Raw genomic sequence first — 4,822 nt, 5'->3', positions numbered from 1 at the left:
GCTGTATGTTAAACCAAGCTGTGCAGCTAAAGCGCGCGATACAACCCATAAGGTGAGCCAATAGCGTGTTGGGGTGAGTAAGTAAAATGCAATTTTTACGCCTGCGGGAATAAATATGGCGCTGCTCTCGGGTACGGTTTCAAGGTTTTGGCTAACCCAAAATGCCGCGAGTGAGGCAATAAAATAAATTAGCCCCACCAATAACTGTTTAGCTACCTCTTTGTATGCGGTAGTAAAACTAACATTAGATAAAGAAGAAACGTTAGGTAAGTTCATCTAACTGTATTACTCCCGCATCAATTGCAATTTTTAGCAGTTCAAACGAGGTCGTCACATTAAGTTTGCTGTAAATATTTGCCTTATGAACATGAGCAGTTTTAGGCATTATGTCTAGCTTTTGTGCTATTTGTTTTGCATTTAAGCCTTTTGCTAATAGTGGTAAAGCTTCTAGTTCTCGGTTGGTTAAAATATTTAATACTGAGTGTTGTGTATTTAAAGCAAAGTTTACGTCTTCGCTTATATAGCGCTTACCTAATGCAACCGACTTAACCGCATCAATTAACTCTTCCGACGCAGAGCGCTTAGACACATAACCAAGTGCGCCTAGTCGCAGTGCATTACTAACATAAGGTTCGTAATCATGCATAGATGCAACAATGGTTTTAATGTCAGGAAAATTATCGTTAAGGTAGGTTAAAAATGTAAGACCGGTTTCTGATTCATTAAGCGATATATCAACAATAAATATATCGGGTTGCTCAAGCTCAACAGCAAGTTTAGCTTGGCTAACATTACACGCTTCTATTATTACTTCCCAGTCTGCTTGTAATTCAAGTAACTTTTTAAAACTGTCGCGTACTAATTGATGATCTTCAATTATTCCAATGTGCATATATTTCTCCCTTTAAATTTATTATACATTGAAACAGATAACCAATAGCCACAAAAAATTGCATAAAAGTTAACTACCTAGCAAAAAAATGTACACTGTAAATGCTAAAGGAGCAATCACGCTCAGTATTTAACTATTTTAAAAGGGGAAGGTATGAAAGCATTAAACGTCATTTATGGACTCGCATTACTCTTTGTAATTTCAAATGCTAACGCAGTAGAGGGACTAATTTCAGTAAAAAGCCCACTAAGCGCTAAAGCGACTATGGATAAGTTTGAGCTATTAGCTAAAAACAAAGGGCTAAATATATTTGCACGAATAGATCACGCAGTTGGTGCCAAAAAAGTAGATAAGGAGCTTAACCCAACAGAAGTACTTATATTTGGTAACCCTAAAGGCGGTACACCACTAATGGAATGCGCACAAACAATAGGTATAGATTTGCCATTAAAAGCACTGGTTTGGGAAGACGCACAATCGCAAGTGTGGTTAAGCTACAACGATCCTACTTATATTGTTAAGCGCCACAACGTACCAAATTGTTTAGTAGCCAAAAAATTAAGTAACGTATTAGCAGGGCTTGCAGCTAAAACAGTTGAACCATAAAATTAAAGAAAATTGTTGAAACAACCTTTAAAAGTACTTTTAACCTTAGTAAGCCTGTTTTTACAGGCTTTTTACGGGTTTGTATTATGCCTATACCGTGTTTGCTGGTGGCTACCTTAAATTGTAGCAGGGCACATTGCATCTGGGGTTACAGCGTCGTTAATACAAATTATTCCTGCTTTAATTGGGCTTTTTATAAATACGTATGTGCTAAATAGTAGGTTAAATAAAAATATAAGCAGCTCAGCCATTTTTATAAAAATTTCAAAATCTTATGTCTAGCTGTGGATTTTTTTTATTCCACTTGATACGTTTTTAGGTATTAAGCAATTAATTAAATTAAAAAATGTAAGCAAGTAAAAAGCACTTACATTAAGCGTTAAAATATAAAAGGAGCCACTATGTTTTACGATGATATACAGGGGTTATTGCGTGTACTTACAATAGGTGTACTAGGTTATATTGCACTGGTGTTTTGGTTACGTGTATCGGGTAAACGTACACTTTCAAAATGAACGTGTTCGACTTTATAGTCACCATTGCGCTGGGCTCTATATTAGCGTCTGTTATTATTTCAAAAAGTGTACCGCTGTTTGAGGGCATACTTGCCTTTGTAGTATTGATAGGGCTGCAATATGTTATTACGTGGCTTAGTGTGCGCTCGTCAAAATTTGCAGCACTTATAAAAGCAGAACCTACGCTTTTACTGAGTGATGGTGAATACTGCACGGCTGCACTTAAATCGCAGCGGGTAACAAAATCAGAAATTCGCGCCGCTATTCGTGGCGCGGGNCCGCCGTAGTGCTAGAAACCGATGGCAGTTTTAGCGTACTTAAGCAAAATAACAGCGGGTTAAAAACCGCGTTAAGCGATGTAAGCGGGCATTAAATTAATACGCCAATAGTTATATTAACTAAGGCAGGTATAACCTGCCTTATTTTGTATTAAAGCTTATTTTTATTTAGCGTGCTGCTCTAATAAACTAAAGGTAGGTAAGCGCCATTTAAAGCGTATTGATGCCATACGTATTAAGTACCCCGCAACCAAGCTCACAATAATGCTTATGTTGTCGTCAATATTGTAATGGTGTAGCGCTAAGTATAAACAGGCAACAAGTAACGATACGCTGGCATAAAGCTCGTTGTGCAGTACCAACGGGGCTTGGCGACAAATTAAATCACGTAATAAGCCACCAAATACGCCAGTTACAACCGCTGCCACTACACAAATACCGTAATGTAAGCCCATATTTAGCCCCACTTGGCAGCCAATAATACTAAAGGCAGCTAAACCTAGGGCATCTAAGCGCATAAATATACCTTTAAACTTAACCACCCATTTAGCAAGCCACGTAGTGACAATACCGGCAATACAGGTAATTAATAAATATTCTGGGTGTTGAACCCACGTAAGCGGGTAATTGCCTAGTAAAATATCTCGAACGCTACCACCGCCAATTGCCNGTCCATTTTCATTCGTCCTGCGCTAAGTGCGCCTGTCATGGCTTCTGCTGTAATACCAATAATATAAACAATCGTTAATAGCATGAGATAATCACTTGAAATTTGTACGTAAAAATAAGATGTGGATTGTATAGATAAAACGGGCAAATAACGAATGAGAAATCATACAAAAAAGGCTCAATTCAGATAGAAATAACTAATGACAAAACCGAGTGTAAACAAGCTGTTAAGCTAACAGGTTTGTGCAAAGTTATTGTCAAAAGTTAAAGGACATATAGCCGCAAATTACAAATAAACAAGTTGAATTTTTACTTAGCTTTACTTTAAGGCTTAATTATTTAAGTGCTTAGTTAATAGTTAAATTTAATAACTTTTTAATAATTTGGTTTAATAACTTAATTTAATAGATAAAGCGTAAAATTAACGTAATATGAATATTTAGTTGCATGGTTTTGATTTAGGAACGTATAATAACAATTGTTCATAGGTTGGATCTTAAGGAATAAAACTTGAAAACATGCTCTGAATTTGATCTGATAGTAATCGCCAAACCACTATCTATCCCAAAAGCAGAGCATGAATAAATATAATACTGAGTTAAACAAAATAACGAAAGTGCTTAACGATTTTAATATTAACGAAATAGGTAAAACAAGCCGTTTTTGTAGCCGTAAACGAATAATAAAACCTTTCGAATTAGTCATGTCGTTAATAACGGCTCTAGGCGATAAATCGGTAAACACCGTGACAGATTTACATCGTTATTTTGTGAAGTTGACGGAAACTGATGTTCAATATAAACCGTTTCACAATCAACTGAGTAAGCCTGAATTCAGCCAATTGATGAAATCACTGGTCGATGTGGCGTTAAATGAATGGCAGCAACAAATACTCGGCACAGAAGTCACACTGTCAGATTTCAAACGCATCATATTGCAAGACGGAAGTTCGTTCGCAGTGCACGATAGTTTAAAAGATACCTTTAAAGGTCGCTTTACTAAAATAAGTCCTGCGGCAATAGAGGTTCATGTGAGTTGGGATGTGCTTCAAGGTTATCCCGAAGAAATCTCAGTGAGTCCTGATAGCCAAGCTGAATATGATTTTTTACCTGATGCTAAATCGTTAGTCGACACCTTGTTTTTAGCGGATAGAGGTTATTTTAAGTTATCGTATCTTGAATCAATTGATACAGCAGGAGGCTTTTATGTTGTCAGGGCTAAAACCACGGTTAATCCAACCGTAGTAGCTGCTTTTAATCGTCACGGTAACGCGTTAAAACGGTTTTCACAGAAGAAGCAAAAGGACGTTAAAAAGCATATTCGTCGTAGTGTTATTGTCGATATGGATGTGGAAGGTAAAACTAATTATCGATTGATTGCGAGCTGGCCTAGAGGAAAAAGTGAGCCTACTTATTGGGCAACGAACTTAAATCGAGAAAAATTTAGCGCTGAAGCGGTAATAAAGCTCTACAGTCTCAGGTGGCAAATAGAGTTACTGTTTAAAGAATGGAAGTCTTATTGCAACCTGCAAAAATTTAACACCAGAAAAGCGAGCATGATGGAAGGCTTGGTGTGGGCAAGTTTATTGACGTTGTTAGTAAAGAGGCGAATAGGCATGAGTGTTCAACAACTTGCCGGTATTGAGCTATCAACATTTATGGTAGCAAAAAACACCCAAGGTTGGTTTTATCAATTAATGGAGTCGATAACACAAGGCGTGATATCGACACTGAATAAAGCATGGCAAAAAACTATCAGTTTTTTGTCAAAATATGCACGAAGAGCGAACCCAAAAAGAGATAAAGAAAAAGGACGATTAAAATGCGGCCTGAATCCAATTATCTCTTAATGTCTAACCTATG

General features: G+C 37.1%; 3 protein-coding genes and 2 pseudogenes. 2 read left to right on the top strand and 3 right to left on the bottom strand.

Features of this window, described 5'->3' with window-relative positions; translation table 11 throughout:
* Positions 1-276, bottom strand: a pseudogene (locus tag L647_RS01000000123985) (sensor histidine kinase); the annotation flags it as partial.
* The gene (locus L647_RS0109910) at positions 263-892 is read right to left on the bottom strand and encodes a response regulator transcription factor (RefSeq protein WP_024610986.1); all 630 of its coding nucleotides are present in this window, start codon (positions 890-892) and stop codon (positions 263-265) included. The pseudogene L647_RS01000000123985 and the gene L647_RS0109910, both read right to left, overlap by 14 nt.
* Before the next feature lie 153 nt (positions 893-1,045).
* Here L647_RS0109910 and L647_RS0109905 point away from each other — a divergent pair, with 153 nt between their 5' ends.
* Complete coding sequence (locus tag L647_RS0109905; protein WP_024610985.1) at positions 1,046-1,498, top strand: DUF302 domain-containing protein; 453 nt, start codon at positions 1,046-1,048, stop codon at positions 1,496-1,498.
* A gap of 957 nt (positions 1,499-2,455) precedes the next feature.
* Here the strand turns inward: L647_RS0109905 and L647_RS01000000123975 are convergent.
* A pseudogene (locus tag L647_RS01000000123975) lies at positions 2,456-3,045 on the bottom strand (trimeric intracellular cation channel family protein).
* A gap of 492 nt (positions 3,046-3,537) precedes the next feature.
* Between L647_RS01000000123975 and L647_RS0109885 the strand changes: the two are divergent.
* The gene (locus L647_RS0109885; protein ID WP_024610808.1) at positions 3,538-4,809 is read left to right on the top strand and encodes an IS4 family transposase; all 1,272 of its coding nucleotides are present in this window, start codon (positions 3,538-3,540) and stop codon (positions 4,807-4,809) included.
* Positions 4,810-4,822: the final 13 nt, after the last annotated feature.

The sequence above is a fragment of the Pseudoalteromonas sp. TB64 genome (assembly GCF_000498095.1).
GTDB lineage: Bacteria > Pseudomonadota > Gammaproteobacteria > Enterobacterales > Alteromonadaceae > Pseudoalteromonas.
Note: the sequence above shows the minus strand (reverse complement) of the source record. Positions and strands in the feature narration are given on the sequence as shown.

What these genes read in the sequence shown, in the direction of transcription:
- L647_RS0109910 (WP_024610986.1), bottom strand. Translation starts at nt 892, where the DNA reads ATGCACATTGGAATAATTGAAGATCATCAATTAGTACGCGACAGTTTT.
- L647_RS0109905 (WP_024610985.1), top strand. Translation starts at nt 1,046, where the DNA reads ATGAAAGCATTAAACGTCATTTATGGACTCGCATTACTCTTTGTAATT.
- L647_RS0109885 (WP_024610808.1), top strand. Translation starts at nt 3,538, where the DNA reads ATGAATAAATATAATACTGAGTTAAACAAAATAACGAAAGTGCTTAAC.